Source organism: Exiguobacterium sp. SL-10 (genome assembly GCF_004337025.1).
In the GTDB taxonomy this organism is placed as follows: Bacteria; Bacillota; Bacilli; order Exiguobacteriales; family Exiguobacteriaceae; genus Exiguobacterium.
The window spans coordinates 1-237 of the sequence record NZ_SJUP01000066.1 but is presented as its reverse complement, the minus strand read 5'-3'; the positions used below and the strand labels follow the sequence as shown (position 1 = coordinate 237).

1 rRNA gene is annotated in these 237 nt (G+C 56.1%); it reads left to right on the top strand.

Features of this window, described 5'->3' with window-relative positions:
* Window positions 1-237, top strand: a 16S ribosomal RNA gene (locus tag EVJ33_RS15380); the annotation flags it as partial.

Below are 237 nucleotides of genomic sequence, written 5' to 3'. Positions count from 1 at the left end.
TTCCCCTTCGGGGGCAGGGGTGACAGGTGGTGCATGGTTGTCGTCAGCTCGTGTCGTGAGATGTTGGGTTAAGTCCCGCAACGAGCGCAACCCTTGTCCTTAGTTGCCAGCATTCAGTTGGGCACTCTAAGGAGACTGCCGGTGACAAACCGGAGGAAGGTGGGGATGACGTCAAATCATCATGCCCCTTATGAGTTGGGCTACACACGTGCTACAATGGACGGTACAAAGGGCAGC